This window comes from Candidatus Blochmannia vicinus (assembly GCA_030020825.1).
Classification (GTDB): domain Bacteria; phylum Pseudomonadota; class Gammaproteobacteria; order Enterobacterales; family Enterobacteriaceae; genus Blochmanniella; species Blochmanniella vicinus_A.
Map to the genome: position 1 here is coordinate 47586 of CP125213.1, position 24221 is coordinate 71806.

General features: G+C 27.6%; 21 protein-coding genes. 6 read left to right on the forward strand and 15 right to left on the reverse strand.

The window, feature by feature from the left end:
• Positions 1-46: 46 nt before the first annotated feature.
• The 9 genes from pheT to prfA all read right to left on the reverse strand — a co-directional run bounded on the left by pheT (position 47) and on the right by prfA (position 11195).
• The gene (gene pheT, locus QMA81_00205; GenBank protein ID WHL24769.1) at positions 47-2437 is read right to left on the reverse strand and encodes a phenylalanine--tRNA ligase subunit beta; all 2391 of its coding nucleotides are present in this window, start codon (positions 2435-2437) and stop codon (positions 47-49) included.
• 15 nt (positions 2438-2452) lie between these two features.
• Complete coding sequence (gene pheS, locus QMA81_00210) at positions 2453-3445, reverse strand: phenylalanine--tRNA ligase subunit alpha (protein ID WHL24770.1); 993 nt, start codon at positions 3443-3445, stop codon at positions 2453-2455.
• Between the two features lie 239 nt (positions 3446-3684).
• Positions 3685-4038 carry a 50S ribosomal protein L20 gene (rplT, locus tag QMA81_00215; protein WHL24771.1) on the reverse strand — a complete coding sequence of 118 codons (354 nt, stop codon included), beginning with the start codon at positions 4036-4038 and terminating at the stop codon, positions 3685-3687.
• A 79-nt stretch (positions 4039-4117) separates the two neighbouring features.
• Positions 4118-4315, reverse strand: a complete 198-nt coding sequence (rpmI, locus tag QMA81_00220) for a 50S ribosomal protein L35 (GenBank protein WHL24772.1) — start codon at positions 4313-4315, stop codon at positions 4118-4120.
• A gap of 94 nt (positions 4316-4409) precedes the next feature.
• Positions 4410-4916: a translation initiation factor IF-3 gene (gene infC, locus QMA81_00225; protein WHL24773.1), complete on the reverse strand. Its 507-nt coding sequence runs from the start codon at positions 4914-4916 to the stop codon at positions 4410-4412.
• 39 nt (positions 4917-4955) lie between these two features.
• Positions 4956-6887, reverse strand: coding sequence for a threonine--tRNA ligase (gene thrS, locus QMA81_00230; protein ID WHL24774.1), 1932 nt, complete (start codon positions 6885-6887; stop codon positions 4956-4958).
• A 1355-nt stretch (positions 6888-8242) separates the two neighbouring features.
• Positions 8243-9076: a 3-deoxy-8-phosphooctulonate synthase gene (gene kdsA, locus QMA81_00235; protein ID WHL24775.1), complete on the reverse strand. Its 834-nt coding sequence runs from the start codon at positions 9074-9076 to the stop codon at positions 8243-8245.
• A 197-nt stretch (positions 9077-9273) separates the two neighbouring features.
• Positions 9274-10113: a peptide chain release factor N(5)-glutamine methyltransferase gene (prmC, locus tag QMA81_00240; protein ID WHL24776.1), complete on the reverse strand. Its 840-nt coding sequence runs from the start codon at positions 10111-10113 to the stop codon at positions 9274-9276.
• Complete coding sequence (gene prfA / locus QMA81_00245) at positions 10113-11195, reverse strand: peptide chain release factor 1 (GenBank protein ID WHL24777.1); 1083 nt, start codon at positions 11193-11195, stop codon at positions 10113-10115. Before prfA ends, prmC begins: the two co-directional genes overlap by 1 nt.
• A gap of 687 nt (positions 11196-11882) precedes the next feature.
• Here prfA and lolB point away from each other — a divergent pair.
• The 5 genes from lolB to ychF all read left to right on the forward strand — a co-directional run bounded on the left by lolB (position 11883) and on the right by ychF (position 16362).
• Positions 11883-12500 carry a lipoprotein insertase outer membrane protein LolB gene (gene lolB / locus QMA81_00250; GenBank protein WHL24778.1) on the forward strand — a complete coding sequence of 206 codons (618 nt, stop codon included), beginning with the start codon at positions 11883-11885 and terminating at the stop codon, positions 12498-12500.
• Positions 12497-13369 carry a 4-(cytidine 5'-diphospho)-2-C-methyl-D-erythritol kinase gene (gene ispE, locus QMA81_00255; protein WHL24779.1) on the forward strand — a complete coding sequence of 291 codons (873 nt, stop codon included), beginning with the start codon at positions 12497-12499 and terminating at the stop codon, positions 13367-13369. The genes lolB and ispE overlap by 4 nt, the downstream gene beginning before the upstream one ends.
• A gap of 91 nt (positions 13370-13460) precedes the next feature.
• Positions 13461-14399, forward strand: a complete 939-nt coding sequence (locus tag QMA81_00260) for a ribose-phosphate pyrophosphokinase (protein ID WHL24780.1) — start codon at positions 13461-13463, stop codon at positions 14397-14399.
• A 205-nt stretch (positions 14400-14604) separates the two neighbouring features.
• Positions 14605-15195, forward strand: coding sequence for an aminoacyl-tRNA hydrolase (gene pth, locus QMA81_00265; GenBank protein WHL24781.1), 591 nt, complete (start codon positions 14605-14607; stop codon positions 15193-15195).
• A 90-nt stretch (positions 15196-15285) separates the two neighbouring features.
• Positions 15286-16362 carry a redox-regulated ATPase YchF gene (gene ychF, locus QMA81_00270; protein ID WHL24782.1) on the forward strand — a complete coding sequence of 359 codons (1077 nt, stop codon included), beginning with the start codon at positions 15286-15288 and terminating at the stop codon, positions 16360-16362.
• A gap of 96 nt (positions 16363-16458) precedes the next feature.
• Here ychF and QMA81_00275 read toward each other — a convergent pair whose 3' ends face one another.
• A complete protein-coding gene (locus tag QMA81_00275) occupies positions 16459-17169 on the reverse strand; it encodes a Bax inhibitor-1/YccA family protein (GenBank protein WHL24783.1) in 711 nt (236 codons plus the stop codon).
• Between the two features lie 247 nt (positions 17170-17416).
• A complete protein-coding gene (gene gpmA / locus QMA81_00280) occupies positions 17417-18118 on the reverse strand; it encodes a 2,3-diphosphoglycerate-dependent phosphoglycerate mutase (protein WHL24784.1) in 702 nt (233 codons plus the stop codon).
• A 303-nt stretch (positions 18119-18421) separates the two neighbouring features.
• Between gpmA and pgl the strand changes: the two genes are divergently transcribed.
• Complete coding sequence (gene pgl / locus QMA81_00285) at positions 18422-19435, forward strand: 6-phosphogluconolactonase (GenBank protein WHL24785.1); 1014 nt, start codon at positions 18422-18424, stop codon at positions 19433-19435.
• A 428-nt stretch (positions 19436-19863) separates the two neighbouring features.
• On the opposite strand, the gene ybgF is transcribed toward pgl, so the two are convergent.
• The 4 genes from ybgF to tolA all read right to left on the reverse strand — a co-directional run bounded on the left by ybgF (position 19864) and on the right by tolA (position 24194).
• Positions 19864-20649, reverse strand: a complete 786-nt coding sequence (gene ybgF, locus QMA81_00290) for a tol-pal system protein YbgF (GenBank protein ID WHL24786.1) — start codon at positions 20647-20649, stop codon at positions 19864-19866.
• Between the two features lie 11 nt (positions 20650-20660).
• Positions 20661-21185 (reverse strand): peptidoglycan-associated lipoprotein Pal, encoded by a 525-nt coding sequence (pal, locus tag QMA81_00295; GenBank protein WHL25287.1) that lies wholly within the window; start codon positions 21183-21185, stop codon positions 20661-20663.
• 61 nt (positions 21186-21246) lie between these two features.
• Positions 21247-22617, reverse strand: a complete 1371-nt coding sequence (tolB, locus tag QMA81_00300) for a Tol-Pal system beta propeller repeat protein TolB (protein ID WHL25288.1) — start codon at positions 22615-22617, stop codon at positions 21247-21249.
• Between the two features lie 77 nt (positions 22618-22694).
• Positions 22695-24194: a cell envelope integrity protein TolA gene (gene tolA / locus QMA81_00305; GenBank protein WHL24787.1), complete on the reverse strand. Its 1500-nt coding sequence runs from the start codon at positions 24192-24194 to the stop codon at positions 22695-22697.
• Positions 24195-24221: the final 27 nt, after the last annotated feature.

Below are 24221 nucleotides of genomic sequence, written 5' to 3' on the forward strand. Positions count from 1 at the left end.
CTGTTAGCAATATTTTAATAAGATTTATATAGGACAATATTTGCTCTTATCTTAAGGTGCCATGAAAACGTTTTATTAAAATTATTGAGTATTTATTAACAATATCAGAAATTTCTTCTTCTTTTAAAGTATGAGTTTTACTTTGTAAAAATAATTTAATAGTAAAACTTTTAAAACCTTTTGGTATACCTTGGCCTTTATAGACATCAGATAACTTAATTTCAACTAAGTGGTTTTTATGGGTAATTTTTCTACATTCGGTAATAACAGATTCTGCAGAAATATTTTCCGGTACTATTATAGAAATATCTCGGTAATTTTTCGGAAATTTAGAAATGGTAGTAATTTTAGATAATGTGGATTTAGAAATCATATTCCATGACAGTTCAAATACTAGTGTGTGTAATCGTAAATTTAGTTTCGTTTGTATAGCAGGATGAACCATGCCAATATATCCAATACATATATTGTTTAAATAAATTGCTGCGCTTTGTCCAGAATGTAGTGCGGGATGCATGAATTTTTTAAATTTTACATAATTTAATTTATTGGTTATGTTTAGTAGTGATTCTACGTCTCCTTTTATATCGTAAAAATCTACCGGATGTTCTGTTAAATCCCAATGTTCATTAAATCTAAAACCAGATCGTATTCCAGCTATCATAAAATTTTGATGCACTTTGTTTTCAGCAGTTTTTTCTGGAATAAAACACATACCGCTTTCAAATAATTTAATTTGTTTTTGTTGTCTATTTTGATTATAAATCATTGATTTGATTAATCCGGGCCATAAAGATAGTCTCATGGTAGACATGTCTGATGTGATTGGATTTTTTAAAATTAATGGAGTTTGTTGTGGGTGTAATAATTTTTGAATGTTAGCATTTACAAAACTATATGTTATTATTTCTTGATAACCACGATCTATTAATAGGTTTTTTACCCTTGATAATGATACAGTTGATGTGTAGTTATGATTTGTTATTAATTTTGTAGGAATGAAAACATGAGGGATGTTGTTGTATCCATTAATACGTATTATTTCTGCTATTAAGTTTTCTTCTATAGAAATATCAAAACGCCAAGTGGGCGTTAGTACCTTCCAGTTATTATTTAAAAATTCAGTTTTAAAACCAAGTCGTGTTAAAATATGTGTGATTTCCTTATCCAGAATACTAAATCCAAGAATTTTTTTTAATTTAGTACGATTTAATATAATATTGCTTGGTTTCGGTAATATATCATTATTTATCATGCTTATTATTGGACCGGGATAACCACCACAGATTTTTAATAATAATGATGTAACGCGATCTAAAGCTAATTTAGATATGCTTGGATCAACTCCTCTTGCATAACGAAAAGAAAAAAGATCATGCATATGATACAGTTTCGATTGACTCGCGATAGTAGATGGTTTAAAAAAAGCAGATTGTAACATGATGTGACAAGTGTTGGAGCAAATGCAGTATTGATTAGGAATAGTTATTCCGGCTATTGATAATGGTTTTTTAAAATCAGAGATCACTATTGTATTGGGAAATAATTTTAAATTATTGTTATTAGAGAGTTTTAATGTTTCTCCGATTTGTGAAAATCGTATGCGTATTATATTACCTTCAATTTTTTCATAATCGATAATATAAACTGGATGCCCCAGTTCTAGTAATACATAATTGGCAATATCAATCACTACATTTACTGAACAGATTCCGCAACGACGTAGTTTTTCTGCTATCCATAAGGGCGTAGGAATAGCGATATGAATGTTTTTTAAAATTCTTCCTAAAAATTGTGGACATGCATCAGGAACTTCAATAGCAATTGGAATAGTTTCATGGATTGTTGGTGTAATTGAATTAATTTTTATTTTTTTTAATTTTAGATGATTGATGGCTGCTATTTCTCTAGAAATTCCGATTATATTAAGACAATCTCCTCTATTAGGAGTAATATTTATTTCAAAGATATTATCATTAAGGTGTAAATAATCATAAAAGTCTTGCCCAATAGGTGCATCCATAGGTAATTCTATTATACCTGCTGTGTGATGAATTATTCCTAATTCTGAAAAGGTACATAGCATGCCCTCTGATTGTTGTCCTTGTATAATAGTTAGTTTAACTTTATGTCCATTTGGTAATATTGATCCCATATTAGCAACAACTGTTCGGATATTTTTACGACAATTAGCAGCATCACAAACAATATTCAATAATTTATTACTACCGTTATTTACTTTTGTTACCCATACATTATTGAAGTTTGGATGTATTTTACATTCTACAATTTCACCAATAACTACTCCATGAAAAATATTAGAAACAGGTTTTACTTCATTAACTTTAAATCCAGCCATAGTTAATTGATTAACTAATTCGATACTACTAATAGATGGGTTCGTCCATTCTCGTATCCACATTTCACTAAATTTCATTCTAACATCTCTACATTATTGAAATTGATTAAGAAATTGTAAATCATTTTTAAAAAAAATACGCATGTCGTTGATGTTGTAAAATAACATTGTTAGTCGTTCTATTCCTATTCCGAAAGCGAATCCTGAAAACTTTTTTGTATTAATATTTGCTTGGTTTAAAATTTTAGGATGTATCATACCACATCCTAATAGTTCTAACCAATTTCCTGTCTTTTGGTCTATTACATCTATTTCTGCAGATGGTTCTGTAAATGGAAAATAAGATGGTCTGAAACGTAAAGCAATTTTTTTTCCGAAGAAATTATATAAAAAGTCATATAATATTTTTTTTAGGTGACATAAATTAATGTTATAATCTACCATTAAACCTTCCATTTGATGAAACATAGGTGTGTGTTTTTGATCATAATCTTTACGATATACTCGTCCAAAAGAGATAATTCGAATAGGAGGATTTGTATTAGCCATGGCACGTATTTGAATACCAGAAGTATGTGTTCGAAGTAATCTTTTTTCATCAAACCAAAAGGTGTCGTGTTCGTCTCTGGAAGGGTGGTATATGGGGATATTTAGTGCATCAAAATTGAAATAATCATCGTCAATTTCTGGTCCGTGTGTTATGGAAAATCCTAAAGTGTTGAAAAAAAGCTTCATACGTTTTATGGTACTTGTTATTGGATGATGTGTGCCTATATCTGATAGGCGTCCTGGTAAAGTGACATCTAGCGTATTAGTAGTTAAGGTTTTTTTTATATTTTTTGATTTTAAAATATTTTTTCGTTCAATGAACAATGTGTATATATCTTTTTTTGCTTGATTAATAGCTGTACCTAATTTAGGTCGTATATCTAATGAATAATTGTTAAGAGTTTTAATTTGTTGATTTAAGTATCCTTTTTTACCTAAAAATTTAACACGTATCGATTCTAAAGTATCTATGCTATTAGATTGTATTATAGCTGATTGTGCTTGCATAACTAGTTTATGTATAAGATCTAATGACATATGTAAATCCTTGTGCTATTATTAATTATATATAGCATTATTTACAATTAAATTTAATTAATATTATATAATGCATGATTGTGTATAAATCTAATTTTTTAGGAAATTATATTTGTATATAATCATTTATTAGTGATTTTTTTATTTGGATTGTTCAAAAAAAATTACTATTGAATGGAAATTTAAAAAATTTAATGTTTAATTAAAATTGTATTTATACTGTAATGGAATACAGATGATTATAAATTAATTTTTGCTTTGTCGACTAAAACAGAAAACGTTTCTTTATCGTAAACAGCTATTTCAGCAAGCATTTTTCTGTTGATGTAAACATCAGATTTGTGTAATCCATTTATTAAATAATTATAAGAAATACCACATATTCGTGACGCAGCGTTGATACGATTAATCCATAATCTACGAAATAAACGTTTCTTCCGACGACGATCCCGATAAGAATATTGTCCAGATTTTATTACTGATTGATAGGCAACACGATACGTACGAGACCTAGCGCCATAGTAACCTGCTGCTTGTTTTAATATTTTTTTATGGCGAGCACGTGCCACTACACTATTTTTGACGCGCGTCATATGTATTATTCTCCTAATAATGCAAAGGATGTGGCATGATATTTAAAACAATCTCTATAATAAGTCAAATTAGATTGTTCTATATATATGGCAAGCATCTCATAATTGTAGTTAAATAAATTTTAGGAAGTATAGATTTTTGACGTAAATGACGTTTATGTTTGGTAGATTTTTTAGTTAAAATATGTCGCATATGAGCATGTTTATATTTATATTTTCCTAAAGCTGTTATTTTAAATCGTTTACTAGCTGCTTGAAGTGTTTTAATTTTAGGCATAAATCAGTCCCGATAATCTCTTTTAAATTGTATGTTTTAACACTAATATGTAAATAATATGATTATTATTTAATCTTTGGATTTTCGTGGCTTATTATTTCTTTTTTGGATTTAAAATCATAGTCATTTGACGCCCTTCAATTTTATTTGATAAAAATTCTACTGTTGTTAATTCATTTAATTCATTACGTATACGGTGTAACATTTTTGTACCAAGTTGATGGTGAATTAATTCACCGCCTCTAAAGCGTAACGTTATCTTTACTTTGTCTCCTTCATTTAGAAATTTAATTAAACTGCGTAATTTAATTTGATAATCTCCTTCATCGGTAGCTGGTCTGAATTTTATTTCTTTAACATGAATCACCTTTTGTTTTTTCTTTTGTTCTTTTGTAGATTTATTTTTTTCATACAGAAATTTACCGTAGTTCATAATTCTACATACAGGTGGATCAGAATTAGGACTGACTTCAACTAAATCAAGACCAATATCTTCAGATTGCTTCAGTGCTTCATGTAAACTAACTACACCAATTTGCTTTCCGTCTACTCCAGTTAAACGAACCTTGTGAGCATTAATTTCTCTATTGATACGATTCAAGCGTATTGATTGTATTTTTTTTCCTGATTTAATAATATGTTATTCCTCCATTTGATGAAAACTGTAATTGTTAATTTCACATAGTAATTTTTTTATAAATACATCAATATTATAGTTAATTAATTTTTTACCACGATAAGTACGTATGGCTACTGTATTTTGATTCATTTCTTTATTACCACAAATCAGCATATAAGGTACACGTTGTAAAGTGTGATAGCGAATTTTAAATCCTATTTTTTCATTTCTCAAGTCTACTTTTGTTCTTATTTGTTTATTTATTAGTTTTTTTTCTATAATAGAAATATACTCAGATTGTTGACTAGTGATATTCATCAGGACAACTTGTGTTGGGGCTAGCCATGTTGGAAATAATCCTGCATATTCTTCTGTAATTAAACCAACAAATCGCTCCATGGAACCAAGGATTGCTCTATGAATCATTACGGGAGCTACACGATTATTGTTATGATCAATATAACGCGCATTTAGTAAATTTGGCAAAGAAAAATCCAGTTGTATTGTACCACACTGCCAAGTTCTATCAAAAGAATCTAGTAAAATAAATTCTATTTTAGGACCATAAAATGCACCATCATTAGGTTGATATTGAAATGAGATATTATTATGCTGAAGTGCAGTAGATAGATATTGTTCTGCTGTATCCCATATTGCATCTGTTCCAATCCGTTTTTTTGGACGAGTAGATAGTTTTACTAAAATTGTTTTAAATCCAAATATATGGTATACATCATACATCATTTTAATACAATGGTTTAATTCATCGAATATTTGTGTTTTTGTGCAAAAAATATGGCCATCATCTTGGGTAAATTCTCGTGTTCTTAATAATCCATGTAAAGATCCAGATGGTTCATTTCTGTGACAATTTCCAAATTCAGCTACACGATAAGGTAAATCTTTATAAGATCTAATATCTTGGTTAAAAATTTGAATATGTCCTGGACAATTCATTGGTTTAACGCAATACTCATGATTTTCTGAAGAAGTAGTAAATATGTGTTCATGATAATTATCCCAATGACCTGTTTTTTTCCATAACGCATGATCAATCATAATAGGGCTTTTAACTTCTTGGTATTTATATATTTTAAGTTGTGTTCGTATAATTTTTTTTAATTCTTGTAACAAAATCCATCCATTTTCATGCCAAAATACCATGCCGGAAGCTTCTTTTTGTATGTGATATAAGTGTAGTTGTTTAGCAAGGTTTCGGTGATCATGTTTTTTATTATTTTGTAATGTATTATGTTTTAACATTTTTAATTGTTGTTTGTTGGCCCAAGTAAAACCATAAATACGTTGTAATTTTTTATTTTTACTACTTCCTCGCCAATAAGATGTAGAAATCTTGTATAATTTAAAATTTCGACAAAAACTAATATTAGGTACATGTGGTCCAAGACACATATCTATATATTCTTCATGATAATATAATCTAATATGTTCAGTTGGATTAATATTATCATTGAGTATGGATACTTTGTATTTTTCTTCAATGGATAAGAAAATTTCTTTGGCTTGGGTCCAATTAACGCTTTTTTTTATAATATTGTAATTTTTATTAGCAAGAAGAATCATGTGTTTTTCTAGAATTATCAGGTCGTTATTAGTAAGGTGATAATCAAGATCTATATCGTAATAAAATCTTGTATTTATTACTGAAGCAATCACCATTTTGGTTACAGGCCATAGTTGTTTTATGGCACGTCCTAATAAATGTGCGCAAGAATGGCAAATTATATTCAATCCTGTATTGTCTTCTGAGCTGATAAATTCTAATGTTGAATCGTGATATATTAAATCTGTAATGTCAATAACTTTACCATTTACTCGTGCAGCTATGAAATTTTTAGACAATGTTGAATCTGTATCTTTAGCAATTTGCAAAGGAGATACCGGATGATTATATTGATATTTATTTCCGTTATTTAGAATGATTACAAGCATTGATGATTCCCTTATATTATTAATATCTTATACGTGTTTGTTATCGTATAAGATATTAACTTTTTAAGTTTATTTTTTAATTTTTTCATCGTATGTCATTTTATGATGTAGAATCACCAAGCATTATGTACCTTATCATATTTTTATTTTATTTTATATATAGACGATATCTATTATGCATTAAATAATTGAAAATCTTATATAAGATTGTAAATTATCGTTGATAATTGTAATAAATTTATTATTATTATTATGTAATATATTTTTAATATAAAACTGAATAATTCTAACATATTATTATTATGTGTAAAAAGTATAAATGTGAAAATTATATTTGATTTAATTGATATAATTTTTAAAATTAATTAATAATGATGATATTAATATGATTTTTATATCTTATAATATAAGATATTCAGATAAATATTCGGATTAAATTACTTTAATATTATATTAAGTACTTATTATTAAGTAGCATTATAATTTTCGTTCAATAAATTTATTTAAAATAATTTTTATGATTTGTATTATTTTGAGGATATAGGAGTTGTTTATTTTTATCTAAATCATTATCAATTTTAATAATTAGTTATTAATTAAATTTAGTTTTTTAAAGTTTTTAATTTTTTGATTGAGATTTTTATTAGATATAAAAACCTTTAAATCTTGAGTAATTCTAACAATAGAACACATTAGAATTTATAGAAAAAGATAATATTTATAGTAATTAGTATTTTTTTATATTTAAACTGTAATGTATTTTTTATGTAAGGGAGAAAGTATAAGTATGTGTTTGTTTTTTGTTTTAATATATTAATATGTAATATAACTTTGATTATATTTTTTATTTGAATTTTTATTTCAAATTATATTATGGGACTTTTAATGTCTATATTTATATAGTATTGTTTAGTATTATAGATATTTTTATTGTATAAAATATGTTTTGTTGTAGAGTTTGGTGAAATTAATAAAAAATTTAAAATATGTATAGTAATGTACATTTGTTTTCTAATATTAGAAAACATGATCGAATATTTGTCAATATTAATTTTAATAGACTTTATTTTTTTAATAATTTAGGCAACTTAAATTAATGATTATTTAATAATTATGCTTTTATATTTATTGTTTGTCTTGATTTAGGATTAAAATTTAATCTTTAAGATGTTGAGTGTTTTCTTTAATTATATTGAACTTATAATATTATTTATCGGTTTTCATAAAAATTATCATGACGTTGTCTTTTTAATCTTCAAGAATTTTTAATTAGATTAAAATAAGATTAATTTACAATTAATTTTTAGTTTAAATAATGTTGTTTTTCGTTATTATTTAATGTAGGTATATAACTTTTAAAAGGATTTAATTAGTTCATCGATAGCTTTCATTTGTTTTAAAAAATGTTCTAGCTTATTTAAGGGTAATGCAGAAGGACCATCGCATTTAGCATAATTTGGATTTGGGTGCGCTTCAAGAAATAATCCAGCGATACCTACTGCTGTACTGGCTCTAGCTATATCATAAATCTGTATGTTCCTGCCTCCAGAAGTAGGACTTAAAGGATTACGTGTTTGCAAAGAATGTGTAACGTCCACTATTATTGGACAACCTTTAGAAATTTGATTCATTATATTAAATCCTAATATGTCTACTATTAAGTTATCATAGCCAAATAAAGTACCTCGTTCACATAAAATTGTCTTGTTATTTTTAAATGAACGACATTTATTAACAATATTTACTATTTGTGTTGGACTCATATATTGTGGTTTTTTTATGTTAATTGCTAGTCCAGTTTTTGCTACAGATTCAATTAAATCTGTTTGACGAGCTAAAAATGCTGGAATTTGTAATACATCTACTACTTCTGATGCAATATTTGCTTGATTAATTTCATGTACGTCAGTCATAAGCTTGACTCCAAACATTTTTTTTAATTCTTGAAATAGGAGTAAACCCTTTTCTAATCCTGGTCCACGATATGAATTAATTGATGAACGGTTTGCTTTGTCGAAAGATGCTTTAAATATATAAGGTATATTTAATTTTTGAGTTATGTGAACATAATGTTCACAAACTTTCATAACTATGTCTCGTGACTCTAAAACATTCATTCCTCCAAATAGTACTAACGGTAAATTATTTGATACTTTTATATCGATAATATCAACTGTTAACTGTTGCATGTATTTCGTTTCCAAATGGTTTAATTTCAAATGTACAGTATTAATTAGATTTTTAAAATTAAATATGTTCTATTATATATTTATACATTTTATTTTTTAAATTTAAATTTTAATAATTTATTTGTAGTTATTTTTAAAATTTGTTTACTTATAATTGTATTATTGTAATAAATAAGATATGTGTGCGATATAAAATATTAATGGGATATCCATTGTCCATATGTTACACGTTCATAATGATGATAATCGCGTATTGTATGGATATGAGTAAATCCAAATTTATAAAATAATGTGCGCATATATCTTCCTTGATTCCAGCCATGTTCTAAAAACAGCCATCCATTTTGATGCAAATGTTGAGTAGAAAGCTTGCAAATTATTGTTAAATCCGATAAACCTGATTGTCCTGATATTAATGCATGTTTAGGTTCAAAATTCATGTCCCTAATTTGTAGACATGAATCATGTTTAGCAATATATGGCGGATTACTGACAATAAGATTAAATTTTTTCCTTACTAGATATTTAAACCAGTTTCCATATATAAATTTTACGTTTTTTAAATTCAGAAAAATTTTATTTTGGCAAGCAATAAATAATGCTTGTTTTTGGCAATCTACTCCTGTAATACTCCAATTTGGTCTTTCTGATGAAAGAGCTAAAGCTATTGTTCCTACTCCAGTACCTAAGTCCAAAACATTTAATCTAGTAGGTGTATATAGTAAGTCAAGAACGTGTTGTACTAAGCATTCAGTGTCTGATCTAGGAATGAATACACCTGGAGCTACTTTAAAATTTAAGGACCAAAATTCTTTTGAACCAATTATATAAGCTATAGGTTCCCCTTTTTTTCTACGATCAATTAATGATTTTAGTTGAATGATGGTATCATACTTTAATAAAGTTTCTCCAAACGCCAACAATTGGGCACGAGGTTTATTTATAACTTTTTCTAAAATAATTTCAGCGTCTCTTTTTGGGCTTATAGATTTTTTTAGATTTAAACTAGCCCAATACAACCACTGATCCCATGTCATTATTCTGACTCTAATAGTTTATCAAGTTGATTAGCTTGATTTTTATCAAATATTGACTGCATCAAAATATCTAAATCTCCGTTCATTATATCATTTAGTTTATATGATGTGAAAGAAATACGATGGTCAGTAATACGACCTTGTTGGAAATTATATGTACGGATGCGATCAGATCGGTCTCCAGTACCTAGTAGGTTACGTCGGGTGCAAGACACTTCTTTTTGTCGACGTTTCATTTCAATAGCATGTAATCTAGAACCCAGTACTGATAATGCTTTAGCTTTATTTTTATGCTGCGATCGTTCGTCCTGGCATTCTACAACTAATCCGCTTGGTATATGGGTAATACGAATTGCCGAATCAGTGGTGTTTACATGTTGTCCTCCTGCACCTGATGATCTAAAAGTATCAATTCTTAAGTCATTCAGATTAATATCAGGAAGTTTAATATTTGGTATTACTGGAATTACAGCGATTGTGCAAGTAGAAGTATGAACCCGACCTTGGGATTCAGTGTGAGGGACTCTTTGTACACGATGCCCTCCAGATTCAAACTTTAATTGCCCATATGTTCCTTTGTCAGGAATCTTTGCAATTATTTCTTTATAACCACCGTATTCGCCATAAGTAGCATTGATAATTTCTATTTTCCATCGACGTATCTCTGAATAACGAGCATACATTCGGAATAATTCTCCTGCAAAAATTGCTGCTTCTTTCCCACCAGTCCCAGCTCGCAATTCTATAAAACAACCTAATTTATCATTAGGGTCTGTAGGTAATAATAGTATTTTTAAATTTTTTTCAAGGTTATACTGATTTAAATAAAATTCTTTTAATTCATCTTGTGCAATGTCATGCATATCTGTATCTGCAAGCATTTCTTTTATATTAGCTATTTCTTGTTGCATATTTAACCAACGTTTAAAACAAATAACTATTTCAGATAAGCGTGCATGTTCTTTAGATAAAACACAAAAACGTTTTTTATCACAAATAACATCAGGTTCATTGAGTAATTTTTCTAATATATTAAAACGTTCTTGTAATACTATTAGTTTTTTAGTAATAGCAGGATTCATATATATTTATGTTAGAGTGATACTTATTTTTTATTTATATGAAAATTATTGATATTAATAACTATCAGTATAATTGAAATTTATATTTTTTGTTTAAATAATATGTTGTAGTTATGTTTGTATGAAATAAATTGTATCTTAATTATATTTATATATAACCTTGAATAGGTATTGTATATTTATTATGAGTAGTATTAAAATAATTAATACTAATGAAATAATATCATATATGTACATGTTTATGTAAAAATTTTAAAAATTTTTTATTTTTTAGATATATAGCAATCAAATTTCTGTTTATTTATATAGTCTACAAAATATTTTTATTAAAGGCTGCACCTGTGTGTATACATATGTTTTTTACTAAAATAGTGTAAATTTTATTACTTAATTTAAACATTTAATTATTATGGGTATTTTACAATGTAATTTATATTATATGATATGTTTCAGTAAATATTTAATAAAGAAAATATTGAGATTTAAAAATTAAATAAATTAATTATATATCGTGTGCTATTATTCAGCGCCTGTTTAAATATTAGATTGGATTAATATTTAATATGATTAAAAGTTGTATTTATGATTAATAGGTGGATGATTTTATGTGAAATATAGTATTAAATATACGTGCAATAAATAAAATCTGAATTTTACATAAAAACACTTTTAAAATTTAATATTTAGATGTATCGACATGTATGTTTTCGATTGTTTGGAATAGCTGTTTTTATTTGTGTTTCTTGCGTTCATCATCGGAATTTTAGCCTTCATGAAGACAAATTAGTAGCGTATATGTGGAATAATCATAAGGAATTAATATCCCATATGCTTAACTATCAAGCACAAGGAGCTATTATTTATATGATTAACAATCAAAGAAAAGGGTATATTCCATTTATTTGGACTAAAGACAATGACAATTGTCATATAAAGTTATTTAATGTTTTTGGATTGACTATAATTTCTATATCTGTAGAAAATGGAGTGGTTTCTATCTTCAGTAATATATCCAGTCAAAATAATAATTTAAAAAATGAAGTTCAAAAATGGTTTGTAGATATTAGTTATTTTTTAGAACAATTACAAAAATGGCTTCTTGGGTTGCCTAATAGCAATTCAGAATATAATTTAAATTCTATCGGTTGTTTATCTCATATAAATTATTGTTATAATAATAAAAATATATCTATACATTATCGTTATTATCATACTAATAGCATACCAATTTTACCTAAAGTTTTGGATGTATATTATGATCAATACTACATAAGGGTAATAATAAATAACTGGAGTATACGATGAATTATAAATGGCCATCTCCAGGAAAACTTAATTTGTTTCTATATATTACTGGGTATCGTGTAAATGATTATCATTACTTACAGACCTTATTTCAATTTATTGATTATGGTGATAGCATCGAAGTATTAGTAACAGATAGTGGTAGAGTTAGATTGTTTACTGAGATGGATGATTTAGTACACTGTGATAATTTGATTGTGCGTGCGGCAAAGTTGTTACAAGATTATTGTTGGCCTGATAAAAAATCATTGTTTGGTGCAGATATTTTTCTTAATAAAGTGTTACCTATCGGTTCTGGTTTAGGTGGGGCTTCTTCTAATGCTGCAACTGTGTTAATGATACTTAATCAGCAATGGCGTTGTTATTTGAATAAAAATATTTTAATGCGTTTAGGTTTGATGTTAGGATCTGATGTACCATTTTTTATATATGGATATTCAGCATTTGCTGAAGGAATTGGCGATGTTCTTACACCAGTTTTTATACCTGAAAAGTGGTATCTTCTTGTCATACCACCGATTAATATTAGCACTTCGTGGGTTTTTCAAATGTATAAATTAAAAAATCGTTTTTATTCTCCATATCGTTCAATGCAAGAGTTATTATCTGTGTCTTTTAGTAATGATTTCGAAGAAATTGTAAAAGAGGTATTTCCTGAAATAAAAATATATTTTAAGCATTTATCACAGTATGCATCCGCACGAATTACGGGAACAGGTTCTTGTATTTTTTCTGAATTTAATACTGAATATCTTGCTTATCAAGTTCAAAGTTATTTGCCATCATGGATAAAAAGTATTGTAACACGAGGAATAAATTTGTCTCCATTACATCAAAAATTATTAAATTCTAATACATTAGTATTATAATTTTTATTTCGTTAATAAACGTTGTTATTTTATTATATAACCTGGAGCATTAATAATATTGTTGAATATAAAACTATGAGATGTTGCTAATATGAAACTTTTTACTGGGAATGCTATTCCAGAGTTGGCTCGATGTATTGCTAATAGATTATATACTAATCTTGGAAAGGCTTCTGTTGGCCGTTTTAGTGATGGCGAAGTAAGTGTGCAAATTAATGAGAATGTACGTGGTGGAGATGTATTTATTATTCAATCTACTTGCGCTCCAACAAATGATAATTTAATGGAATTGATTGTCATGGTAGACGCACTAAGACGTGCATCGGCTGCTAGAATTACTGCTGTAATTCCTTATTTTGGTTATGCTCGTCAAGATAGAAGAGTGCGCTCTTCTAGAGTGCCTATTACTTCTAGAGTTGTAGCAAATTTTTTATCTAGTGTAGGAGTGGATCGTATTTTAACAGTAGATCTACATGCTGAACAAATACAGGGGTTTTTTGATGTACCAGTAGACAATGTTTTTGGAAGCCCAATCTTATTAGAAGATATGATGCAACAAAATTTTAATAACCCTATTGTAGTATCTCCAGATATTGGAGGGGTAATACGTGCTCGCGCCATCGCAAAATTACTTCATGATACTGATATGGCAATCATAGATAAACGAAGATCTCGTGCTAATGTTTCTCAAATTATGCATATTATTGGAGATGTATGTAATCGTGATTGTATATTGGTAGACGATATGATTGATACTGGCGGAACTTTATGTAAAGCTGCAGATGTTTTGAAAGAAAAAGGGGCCCGCCGGGTGTTTGCTTATATTACTCATCCAATTTTTTCTGGTAATGCTTATGAGAATATCCAAAATTCTATGATTGATGAAATTATTGTGTGTGATACTATTCCATTAAAACCAAAAATAAAATCTTTACCTAATGTGCGTGCATTGACTTTGTCTGGTATGCTTGCTGAAACAATTCGTCGTATTAGTAATGAGGAATCTATTTCTGCTATGTTTGAGCATTAAGTGAATGTTTTATATATTTTTATTTTAAAGTATTCTGTTAGTATTTTAAAATGGCTATAAGGGGTTATTAATATTCAGTAGAAGGAAGTATAAAATTGTTTTAAGAAAATATTTATACTTTAATTAATAATTATGTTAGTTATTTAAGTAATAATGTTAAATAAATCTTAATTTATAAGACTGAATAATAATTTGTGTGTACAAGATGACTATTAAACTTATTGTTGGTTTGGGTAATGTTGGAGCAAGTTATTTTAATACTAGGCATAATTTTGGTTCTAAATATGTTGAATTGTTAGCTAAAAAATACAGAGTAATGTTGAGTAAAAGCAATATATTATGTGGGTATATCGGGAAATTAAAATTAGAAAATAATGTTGTGTATTTATTAATACCAGATTTATATATGAATAATAATGGGCTTTCAATATCTAAATGTGTTAATTTTTATCAATTATACATAGAAGAAATTTTGGTAGCGCATGATGAGCTTGATTTACCACCAGGTGTGATACGTATTAAATTAGGTAAAAAAATTAATGATAGTCATAATGGATTAAGGGATATTGTTACTAGATTGAATAATAAATTTAATTTTTATCGATTACGTATTGGAATAGGTCATCCTGGTAAAAAAAGTAAAGTGATTGATTTTGTGTTAAATAAACCATCCATTTATGATCAATTTAGAATTGATAGCGCAATTAATGAAGCAATACTACATACTGAAAGTATAGTGACTAAAAAATTTGTTAAAGTTATGAATCAATTGCATTCTTATAAGTCTGATTTTTAGGAAAATGTTTATTTAGAAAATTTTATTAATTTTTTATAAAATATTGATGATAATGTTTTATTGTATTTAAATTTTAATTATTTAAGTATTATGCAAATTGATTGTGGTATAATTGGCCTGCCTAATGTAGGTAAATCTACATTGTTTAGTTTATTAACTCATGTATCTGTTAAAGCAGACAATTTCCCTTTTTGTACTATCCAACCTAATATATCTATAGTTCATATACCTGATGTGCGTATATATCAGTTAACAGATATTTTTCCGTCACGTAAAACAGTGCATGGCGCGGTAAGATTCATAGATGTTGCCGGTTTAATAAAAGGAGCTGCTCAAGGGGTTGGAATGGGTGTTCAAGTTTTAAATCATATTCGTGCAACAAAAGTGTTGTGTCATGTGGTGCGTTGTTTTGATAATAATCAAATTATTCATGTTTTTAATGATATAGATCCTTGTAGAGATGTTAGTGTTGTTAATACTGAATTAATCTTATTTGATATTTTTCAGTGTGAACAAAGTGTTTGTACTTTGCAAAAAAAGTGTAAGATTGTTGATGATCGTAATAAACAGCAGTTATTTTTATTAAAAAAATGTTTGGATTGTTTGTATAATGGTGTTTTTTTAAGAAAAATACAGTTTTCTAATATAGAAAAAATAAATATTGAAAAACTTAATCTTTTAACTGTTAAGCCAATTATTTATATTGCCAATATTGATGAAAAAACTGTTACAGATAATATTTATTTAAATAGGCTGCGTGCATTAGCATCTAATGAACAAGTACCATTGGTTTCATGTCGCGTAATGTTGTCTTTATTAAAAAGTGAAAATAATTGCATTGAAGTTGCTATGGAACAGAAAGAATGTGTATTACATGATATAAATAATACTATTTTTTCTGTATTGAATTTGTGTACTTTTTTTACTATTAATTTAAATATGACACGGGCTTGGGTATGCATTATTGGAACTACTGCGTTGGAAGCAGCCAAAAAAGTACATAGTGATTTTAAAAAGGGTTTTATTCGTGTTCAAGTTATTAAGTTTAATGATTTTATCATTTATAATGGAGAATTAGGTGTAAAGAGAGCTGGTAAAATATATTATGAGGGGAAGGATTATTGTGTAGAGGATGGAGATATATTGAAGTTTTTATTTAAAATGTAATGTGCGATATATAAGAATACATAATTGGCACATTTGTATTTAAACTTATTTATATAATAAGTTTAAATACAAATGTGCCAATTATGTATTCTATAATTAACGTCGATTTCCAAAAATACGAACTATCATTAAAAATAAATTAATGAAATCTAAATACAAAGTCAATGCGCCTATAATTGAATATTTACGGAACTGATCTTGATTATCTATAGATAAAGAAGCTCCTATAGATTTTAGTTTTTGAGTATCGTATGCAGTTAAACCAACAAAAATTATTACCCCAACATATGTAATTAACCACATTAAAGCTGTGTTTTTTAACCATATATTTACTATTGAAGCTAATATTATTCCAATTAATGCCATGAATGATAAATTGCTAAAACTACTTAAATCCCGCTTAGTAGTATATCCATATAATGTCATAACTCCGAACATACCAGATGTTACTACGAATGCGCTAGATATAGAAGACGTAGTATATAGTATAAATATGCTAGATAAAGTTAATCCTGTTAGCATGGAATATAGCATAAACAATGTAGTTGCTAGAGAACCATTTAATCGTGATACCATGCCAGATAGAACAAATACCAGTGCTAATTGTCCAATAATTAAACTGAAAAATACTATTTGATTGGAAAAAAGTAATTGAAGTATTGCTGGAGTCCTAGAAGCGTACCAAGCAACAAAAGCAGTTAACAATAATCCACAAGACATCCAACCAAATACTTGTGCGATATATGGTTGGATTACATTATTAGCTCGTTCCGATACTGTATTTTGAAAACGGGTAAATCGATCCATACTCATCACCTTCAGAAATAATTGAAATATAAAACACTTTTATGAAGTATATCGTAAGCGAATCATGTGAGCAACAAAATGTTGCATAACATTATTTTAAAAACAAATTAAAAGTTAAATTTATACACAATAACACCTATATCTTAAAAGTACGAATGTTATTGTAGTTAGCTTATCTTTAATAAATATTGAATATAGTATAGTATGTTTGTTTAGTTAAGATTTATGTATAATTCAATATTGTTATTTAATAGTTGTTTAAATAGTAATATTGAATGAGATTTGTATTTTTATCAAATTCATATATTAATGGAACACCAGTTGGTACGTTAATTTGAAATATTTCTGATTCGTTTAAATTATTTAAAAATTTTATTATAGCGCGTATAGAATTACCATGGGCAACAATGATAAGATTTTTATTATTTTTAATATGAGGAACTATAGAATCATTCCAATACGGGATTACTCTATTTAAAGTTAACGCTAAACTTTCACCTTTAGATAATTCGTTAGTATCTATATTATGGTAACGGTTATCATTTGTTGCAATAAATTGGTTATTTTCGCAAATATTAGGGGGAACGACATCAAAACTACGACGCCATTTTTGAATCGTTTCATAGCCGTATTTTTTTACGGCTTCATCTTTATTCAATCCTTGCAGTGTTCCGTAATGTCGTTCATTTAATCTCCAAGATTTTTCAACTGGCAACCATACTTGATCTAGTTGATCTAGTATAATCCATAGAGTATGAATTGCTCGTTTTAATACTGAAGTATATCCATAATTGAAAAAAAAACCATTTTTTTTTAATGTTTGACCAGCGCATTGTGCTTCAGTACGTCCTTTGTTTGATAAATCTATATCAACCCATCCAGTAAATCGATTTTCTTTGTTCCATTGACTTTCTCCATGTCTTATGAGAGCAAGTTTAGTGACATTCATAATTTTATTCTCTTATTTTTATTAATCAATATGTAAATAAATTATATACTGCTTGTTTTAGATTGGCTATGTTATTAGTATATGTAATATTGAGATAATTCTTGAGAATTAAGTTACTTAGTTTATAGTAATATATGCATAAATTAACAATATTTTTTAGAATAGTTAGAAATAACAATTTTTCTCGTTAAATTATATAACTATTTAGTATGGTTTTGTAAGTTTTATATCTGTATATGATATAATGGAAAATGTAATTTCATAATTTGTACGTAGCATATTGTCATAAAAATAAACGAATATATGATGCAAATTGTTTATGTAGCAAGTCCGGAAAGTCAACAAATTTATGTTTGGAAATTGGATAATGTTCATGGATTACTAGAATTAGTTCAAGTAATATCTACTTTTGGAAGTGCCCAGCCTGTAGTAGCGCACCCTAATAAACAATTTTTATATGTTGGGGTACGTCCTAATTTTGGAATTACTGCTTATCATATAAATAAGGAGGGGTTGTTAACAGATGTTGGAACAGTTGAATTACTCAGTAGTCCTACTCATTTGATTAGTGATGCACAAGGTAAATTTTTGTATTGTACATCCTATAGGAATAACACAGTAAGTGTTATTCCTATAGGCGGATCAGGAATACCTGGGCGTCGCCCTGTACAAATTATAGAAGGTTTATTAGGTTGTCATTCTGCTAATATAGATAATAAATGTGCAAATTCACTTTGGGTTCCATGTTTAAAAGAACATTCTGTTAGATTATTTAAAATAAATTCGTTTGGTATTTTAACACCAGATAATCCATATATGATTAAAACTAATATTGGTTCTGGTCCTCGTCATATGATTTTTCATGATTTTAGTTATTGTGCGTATATAATCAATGAATTAACAAGCACTGTTGATGTCATCAAATATGATAATTTACAGAAAATTGCAAGTGTTGTGCAAACAATAAGTATAATACCTGAAGATGTAAGTTTTGAACGATATTGGGCAGCTGATATACATATTACTCCTAATGGCCGTTGGTTATATTGTTCTGATAGAGCGGCTAATATCATTAGTTGTTTTGAGGTGTCAAAAGACACACAAGAATTAAAGTTTGTTCATTATCAATTTACTGAGGAGCAACCACGTGGATTTGCAATTGATTATAAAGGAGAATTTTTGGTTGTTGCAGGGCAAAAATCAAACTATATTTCCTTGTATCAAATTGATATAAATAATGGAAAATTAACTATATTATCTCGTTATTTATCAGGAAGGGGTCCTATGTGGGTTAATATAGTGCCTTTTTATGAATGAATGTAGAAATTGGTTATGTTATTGCATATCTTCATATGTAATCTTATTACATATGAAGATATAGATTATTGTAATTATTAACATGTTTATATTGTTGTGGTTGTTTCAATTTGAATTGAATTATAAAAATAATGGATGTGTATAATATAATTAAATTTAATTATAGATGTATTAAGTAATAGTATGTACTTAAAGGTAAAAATAGGGTTTGTAGTTATGGATTGAGATAGATTTGTGCTGTATTATTACTACAAGTGTAATGATAGTTGTGGATAATGTTAGATTTCTTTATTATTATTTTTATGTTATTTTGTTATTATTTAGTGCATTTAATGTTAATTAAATTTAATTATTGTTTGTGATTGTATATAAGATTGTATAATTTCTACATAATATTTTGTTTTAATATAGTGTTTTGTTGTTTTGTATTATAAATGTATTAGGCGTTTTTGAGCTTGTTTAGCTGCGTCACTATTAGGGTATAATTTACCTACTTGTCTATATATTGTTTTAGCTTTATCTTTTTGCTCTGTTTCTTGCATGATGATACCAATTTTTAATAATGCGTCTGATGCTTTTATTGATTTAGGATAATTTTTTACTACTAAAGCGAAATGATAAGAAGCATCATCTTTATTTCCTTTATTGTAATAAAGTTGTCCTAACCAGTAATGAGAATTAGATTGATAAATTGATTTTGGATATTTTTTTATAAAATTTTGAAAAGCTTCTATTGCTTGATTGTATTGTTTTTTTTCTAATACTAATAATACTGCTTTTTTGTAAGCAGTATCTGCATCAATTATTATTGTATTATTAATTTCTTTATTTTTTTTAGTGTTTGAGCTAATGGATGATTTATCAGATTCATCAGTAGAATAATGTATATTGTTATGTTGTTTTAAGATATTATTTATTTTTTGACATGATTCATTTTGATTATTTATAATTTCTGATATGTGATGTTGCATGTCTTGAATATATCCACGTAATGTGTCAATATCTTGCTGATTTTCAGCTAGTTGTTGTTGTATTTGAATTAAGCATTGACTGTGAACATCGGAAATTTGATGTAATTGATTAATACTTTGATTCCTGTATATTTTATTGTTTGAGTCTTTGGCGTATATAACATTATAATTTGTAATATTCACATATTCAGTGATTAGCATGATGCTTATGTGAAATTTAAATAAAAATGGTAATAATTTCATTATATTAAATATTATTTATATATTAATACAGCACGTCTATTTTTAGAATAAGCTGCCTCGTTATGTCCTAGTACAGCTGGTTTTTCTTTTCCATAGGATACAGTAAATATTTGATCAGATAATATACCTTTACTTTGTAGATATAATTTTATCGAGTTAGCTCGGCGTTCACCTAATGCAATATTATATTCTGGAGTACCGCGTTCATCGGCATGACCTTCAATTTTAATACGATATGATGGATTATTATATAAAAAATTAGCATGAATGTTTAATGTATAAAAAAATTGAGAAGAAATATCATACTGATCTAAAGGAAAATAAATAATATTATTAGATTTTAATTCTTGTATTTTTAGTTCTAATTTTTCATCGGTTACTTTATTATTTTTTGTGTTAATCTGTGCAAACGGATTTAGTTCAATTTTTTTTTGATTATGAATGGTAGTGTGTTTGGGTAACACAGAACATGCAGTTATAATTATACTTATACTTATTGCAAATGTTAATTGTCTAAAAAAATTGTTTAATTTCATTATACGTTTATTATTCATGATTTTGTCAAATTTTTGATTGTAATGAAAACAGCTGAAGATTTTATTCTGCATATAATGGAGACCAAGTCGGGAATCTTATATCTCCTTGCCCTCCTTTTATATGAGCTTTAAAATGTCCATCTGCAGAAATTAATTCTAAATTAGATGTTGTTGTGCAATCTTTAATACTGCTATATACTACCATGGTATTGTTAGGCGCTATACTAGGAGTATCAGCTAATAATACATTTGTTAATATTTCTTCTTGACCAGTTAATAAATTCAATCTAGCAATATTTTGTTTCCCTTGATGTCTATTTATCATTATTATAAATGTTCCGTCTGAACTAACTTGTGGATTTTGATTGCTAGTGTGTAGCCAAGATAATCTTTGGGCATCAGCAGTATTTATATTAATTTTATATATTTGTGGCTTTCCTCCCTGATCAGAAGTATAGGCTATATTTTTATTATCTGGAAACCAACTAGGTTCAGTATTATTGTTTCTGTTTTTAGTTAATTGTCTAATTTCTCCAGATTCTAAGTCCATAATATATAAGTTTAAGCTGCCTGTTTTGGATAAAGCAAAAGCTATTTTTTTACAATCGGGAGAAAAAGCAGGTGCTCCATTATGATTTGGAAAATTAACAATATTATTAATTAGTCCAGTTTGTAATGTTTGGATAACAAGCTCTGAATGGCCAGAAGCAAAAGTGACATAAGCAATTTTTTTTCCGTCTGAAGACCAGGCTGGAGACATTAATGGTTCAGTTGATCGGCAAACCGAAATTTGGTTATGGCCGTCGTAATCAGAAATATGTAATTCATAGGGGTATTTATTATCTTTGATATGCGATATATAAGCAATACGTGCACAAAATGCACCTTGTATACCGGTTAATTTTTCAAAAATTTCATTACTTATAGTGTGAGCTGCGTGACGCAGCCATTTTTTTTCTACTGAATATTGATTTTCTGAAATTATTAATGCAGGATTTCTAGAGGTGTCTATTAGGTGATATGAAATAATATAATTTCCATCGTAATTTATATGTGTTGTTCCTAATACAATAGTATTAATACCTAATTTTTCCCAAAAAGTTGGGATTATATCAGATATTTTAGTGGGTTTATGTGGTAAATATTCTACAGGTACAGTATTAAATTTACTACTATTTCGTAAATCAGAAGCTATTATTAATGCTATATCTTCATCTAGGTTAGATTTACCATTTTGATTATTAATATATTCAAAGGGCATTACAGCAATGGGGTGTCCAGTGTTTACTCCACATGTAATTTCAATATGCATATCTGCTGCAAGCAATGAAAATTGGTACAAACATAATATCAACATTATTGATAGAGATGTTCGTATTAACCAGGTTTTCCATATTGGTGGTGTATTAATTTTTTTTATTATTAAATGCATTGAAAAATTTAGCATGAAAATTAAATTTATTTAATAGATTAATATATTCTTATTTTATGAATGTGTAAATATTTTGTTCATTGGGGAGAAAAATTTAAAATTATGTTTTTAAAAACTTCATATACATCTGTATTTGGTGGTTTAGGTATTTTTGCTGATTTAGCAGCAATAATTGCTGCTTGACATAGCGAAATATCTCCAGATATGGCGGTTATTGATAACAATGTACCATCAGGTGCTAATTTGATGCGCAGGTTACATTTTTTACCAATATAATTAGAAGCATTGTAAAATTTTTGTTGAATTGATTCGCTAATCATGCGTTTATATGTATTAATTTCATTATTTTTAATTATATTTCCTGTAATATCATTATGATTATTATTTGTTTTTATTATAAAGTTTAATTTAATTTTTTCGTTATTTTTTACAGACTTTTGTTTATCAATCAGTGTATTTAATAGATTGCTTAATACGTTAGAATCATGAGGTGTGTCATTTAGTTCATTATGTACTAATGTATTTTTTGTGGATATAGTAGTGTGTTGATGTTTCTTTTTTTCAGGGATGTTATTTATTGTGTGTCCTTCCAATGGACGTTGTGTTTCTGCAATTTTGAATCGATTTGATTGATCTTGATGTTTCTTTTTTTCAGGGATGTTATTTATTGTGTGTCCTTCCAATGGACGTTGTGTTTCTGCAATTTTGAATCGATTTGATTGATCTTGATGTTTCTTTTTTTCAGGGATGTTATTTATTGTGTGTCCTTCCAATGGACGTTGTGTTTCTGCAATTTTGAATCGATTTGATTGATCTTGATGTTTCTTTTTTTCAGGGATGTTATTTATTGTGTGTCCTTCCAATGGACGTTGTGTTTCTGCAATTTTGAATCGATTTGATTGATCTTGATGTTTCTTTTTTTCAGGGATGTTATTTATTGTGTGTCCTTCCAATGGACGTTGTGTTTCTGCAATTTTGAATCGATTTGATTGATCTTGATGTTTCTTTTTTTCAGGGATGTTATTTATTGTGTGTCCTTCCAATGGACGTTGTGTTTCTGCAATTTTGAATCGATTTGATTGATCTTGATGTTTCTTTTTTTCAGGGATGTTATTTATTGTGTGTCCTTCCAATGGACGTTGTGTTTCTGCAATTTTGAATCGATTTGATTGATCTTGATGTTTCTTTTTTTCAGGGATGTTATTTATTGTGTGTCCTTCCAATGGACGTTGTGTTTCTGCAATTTTGAATCGATTTGATTGATCTTGATGTTTCTTTTTTTCAGGGATGTTATTTATTGTGTGTCCTTCCAATGGACGTTGTGTTTCTGCAATTTTGAATCGATTTGATTGATCTTGATGTTTCTTTTTTTCAGGGATGTTATTTATTGTGTGTCCTTCCAATGGACGTTGTGTTTCTGCAATTTTGAATCGATTTGATTGATCTTGATGTTTCTTTTTTTCTATTTTTGTATTAGGCGTTTGTATAAAAGTATTGATTGAGCTTTTATTGTCCGTGGTATTAATAGTATATTGCTGTTTTTTTGCGATTATGTGTCTATTTAATAGTAAACACATAATCGCATGTATAATAATTGATATTAT

What these genes read in the sequence shown, in the direction of transcription:
- tolA (WHL24787.1), bottom strand. Translation starts at nt 24,194, where the DNA reads ATGTGTTTACTATTAAATAGACACATAATCGCAAAAAAACAGCAATAT.
- prmC (WHL24776.1), bottom strand. Translation starts at nt 10,113, where the DNA reads ATGACATGGGATCAGTGGTTGTATTGGGCTAGTTTAAATCTAAAAAAA.
- gpmA (WHL24784.1), bottom strand. Translation starts at nt 18,118, where the DNA reads ATGAATGTCACTAAACTTGCTCTCATAAGACATGGAGAAAGTCAATGG.
- rpmI (WHL24772.1), bottom strand. Translation starts at nt 4,315, where the DNA reads ATGCCTAAAATTAAAACACTTCAAGCAGCTAGTAAACGATTTAAAATA.
- thrS (WHL24774.1), bottom strand. Translation starts at nt 6,887, where the DNA reads ATGCTTGTAATCATTCTAAATAACGGAAATAAATATCAATATAATCAT.
- kdsA (WHL24775.1), bottom strand. Translation starts at nt 9,076, where the DNA reads ATGCAACAGTTAACAGTTGATATTATCGATATAAAAGTATCAAATAAT.
- ychF (WHL24782.1), top strand. Translation starts at nt 15,286, where the DNA reads ATGCAAATTGATTGTGGTATAATTGGCCTGCCTAATGTAGGTAAATCT.
- ybgF (WHL24786.1), bottom strand. Translation starts at nt 20,649, where the DNA reads ATGAAATTATTACCATTTTTATTTAAATTTCACATAAGCATCATGCTA.
- pth (WHL24781.1), top strand. Translation starts at nt 14,605, where the DNA reads ATGACTATTAAACTTATTGTTGGTTTGGGTAATGTTGGAGCAAGTTAT.
- lolB (WHL24778.1), top strand. Translation starts at nt 11,883, where the DNA reads ATGTATCGACATGTATGTTTTCGATTGTTTGGAATAGCTGTTTTTATT.
- pheS (WHL24770.1), bottom strand. Translation starts at nt 3,445, where the DNA reads ATGTCATTAGATCTTATACATAAACTAGTTATGCAAGCACAATCAGCT.
- pheT (WHL24769.1), bottom strand. Translation starts at nt 2,437, where the DNA reads ATGAAATTTAGTGAAATGTGGATACGAGAATGGACGAACCCATCTATT.
- rplT (WHL24771.1), bottom strand. Translation starts at nt 4,038, where the DNA reads ATGACGCGCGTCAAAAATAGTGTAGTGGCACGTGCTCGCCATAAAAAA.
- pal (WHL25287.1), bottom strand. Translation starts at nt 21,185, where the DNA reads ATGAAATTAAACAATTTTTTTAGACAATTAACATTTGCAATAAGTATA.
- tolB (WHL25288.1), bottom strand. Translation starts at nt 22,617, where the DNA reads ATGCATTTAATAATAAAAAAAATTAATACACCACCAATATGGAAAACC.
- QMA81_00260 (WHL24780.1), top strand. Translation starts at nt 13,461, where the DNA reads ATGAAACTTTTTACTGGGAATGCTATTCCAGAGTTGGCTCGATGTATT.
- pgl (WHL24785.1), top strand. Translation starts at nt 18,422, where the DNA reads ATGATGCAAATTGTTTATGTAGCAAGTCCGGAAAGTCAACAAATTTAT.
- QMA81_00275 (WHL24783.1), bottom strand. Translation starts at nt 17,169, where the DNA reads ATGGATCGATTTACCCGTTTTCAAAATACAGTATCGGAACGAGCTAAT.
- ispE (WHL24779.1), top strand. Translation starts at nt 12,497, where the DNA reads ATGAATTATAAATGGCCATCTCCAGGAAAACTTAATTTGTTTCTATAT.
- prfA (WHL24777.1), bottom strand. Translation starts at nt 11,195, where the DNA reads ATGAATCCTGCTATTACTAAAAAACTAATAGTATTACAAGAACGTTTT.